Genomic DNA, 1688 nt, shown 5'->3' with positions numbered 1-1688 from the left:
CAGATGAGCTCGACGGCACGGATAAAACTATTAAAGTGAACAGCATCAACCCTGGCGCCACACGCACTAATATGCGAGCCGATGCTTACCCTGCTGAAAACCCCCATAATAACCCAAGCCCCGAACAAATCATGCCCGTTTACCTCTATCTTATGGGTAAGGACAGCGAAAAAGTAACGGGACAAGCTTTTGACGCTCAATCCAATGCAAGATCAAAGGAATAACACAGTGGGCCTATAATTCTTGGTAATCTATTGGTCACCTCACTTTTAGAGACGGCTGCTAAGCTAAAGGAACAGCAACAAAATAAGTAAGAGACAATAATGAAGTTCTTTCTTTCCAGCTTGTTACTACTAAGCAGCCTATCCTGCATTAGCTTTAGCACACATTCCTTTGAATTGGTTCCTCATAGCGCCACCTATAGCGCTAATATAAAAAAAGGAATCAAAATCAAAGGCAAGGCTGTTAGACATCTGAAGAAAATGGATGAAAACCGCTGGCACTATAGTTTTAATGTCCGCTCTTTTGTAGCCGATATAAACGAAAGCACCCAGTTTACTTTCGAAGATGGCCGCCTTTTACCACAAAGCTACAACTATAAACTTAGCCCCATGTTTGGCCGAGATAGAAAAGCCAAGGTCCATTTCGACTGGCAGGCAGATATGGTTAATGGTCGTAGCAAAGGCGCAGATTGGGAAATTACGGGTATACCCAGTAACACCTACGACCGCCTTAGCTATCAGTTGCAACTTCTACGAGAGCTAGACAGTCCCTCTCCTCGTCTGGATTTCCAAATAGCACATAAGAAAAAACTTAGACCCAGCACGTTCGTAAAAACCGGTGAAGAATTAATCACTACAAAGCTTGGTGAGGCCAAAGCGCTGGTCGTAAAAAAGGTTCGCGCAGATGACAGCAAACGCCAGACCTACCTATGGGTTTCAGAGAAATACCCTATGCTTCTTCTCAAAATGACACAGATAGAGAAAGATGGAGAAGAGTATGAAATACATCTAGAGACAGCTAACGTTAACGGCACAGAAGTCACCTTTAAATAGCCAAGAGCAAAGCGCATGAACTACGAGACAGCAAAACAGTACTTACTATCAAAACCTGAAGCCAGAGAAGACTACCCTTTTGGCCCAGATGTTATGGTTCCGAAAATTAAGGCTAAGATGTTTGCTACGCTTGGCGTTAATGACAACATTGCCCAAATGAACCTAAAGTGCGACCCGAATCAAGCAAACGAACTACGCGACCTTTTTGAAGCAGTAAAGCCCGGTTACCATATGAACAAGCTTCACTGGAATACTATAATTCTTGACGGGAGCATCCCGGTCGGTGAAATTGAACGAATGATCGACCACTCCTACAAACTTGTCGTAAAAAAGCTGAGAAAAGCCGAACGCCAAGCATTGGAACTGAGTTATGGAAAAGAAGCTTTGTATAAAGATTAGCGAAGACAGGCTAGTCAGTATTCTTACCAGCCAGCAAATTAATCATCATCCTGCATAGGAATTATATACTTCCCCGACTCGAGACCCGATATTCGCTCATTAATCATGGTTTGCTCGGCGCCTGATAAGGCAAGCGACTCATTATTGGGATAAAATCTGTACTCTTCTTTATCTCCGTCAAATTTTATTTTACCCAGAATTTGACCGCTATTACTTATGCAATCAAGCTCTTGC

At 43.0% G+C, this 1688-nt stretch carries 3 protein-coding genes and 1 pseudogene; 3 read left to right on the top strand and 1 reads right to left on the bottom strand.

Translation table 11 applies throughout. The features are described from left to right. From A3761_RS23895 to A3761_RS23885, 3 genes and pseudogenes are all read left to right on the top strand, one after another. Positions 1–224: pseudogene (locus tag A3761_RS23895) on the top strand (hypothetical protein); the annotation flags it as partial. 99 nt (positions 225–323) lie between these two features. Next, positions 324–1055, top strand: coding sequence for a DUF3108 domain-containing protein (locus A3761_RS23890; RefSeq protein ID WP_068553398.1), 732 nt, complete (start codon positions 324–326; stop codon positions 1053–1055). Positions 1056–1070: 15 nt separating this feature from the next. Further along, a complete protein-coding gene (locus tag A3761_RS23885; RefSeq protein ID WP_068553366.1) occupies positions 1071–1454 on the top strand; it encodes an MmcQ/YjbR family DNA-binding protein in 384 nt (127 codons plus the stop codon). Positions 1455–1492: 38 nt separating this feature from the next. Here the strand turns inward: A3761_RS23885 and A3761_RS28190 are convergent. Further along, on the bottom strand, positions 1493–1688 hold a 196-nt coding region (locus A3761_RS28190; protein WP_068751047.1), incomplete at its 5' end, for a hypothetical protein.

The sequence above is a fragment of the Oleiphilus sp. HI0123 genome (genome assembly GCF_001635315.1).
This window is presented reverse-complemented; position numbering and strand designations above follow the sequence as displayed.

Coding starts and splice junctions, on each gene's coding strand:
- A3761_RS23885 (WP_068553366.1), top strand. CDS start 1,071: ATGAACTACGAGACAGCAAAACAGTACTTACTATCAAAACCTGAAGCC.
- A3761_RS23890 (WP_068553398.1), top strand. CDS start 324: ATGAAGTTCTTTCTTTCCAGCTTGTTACTACTAAGCAGCCTATCCTGC.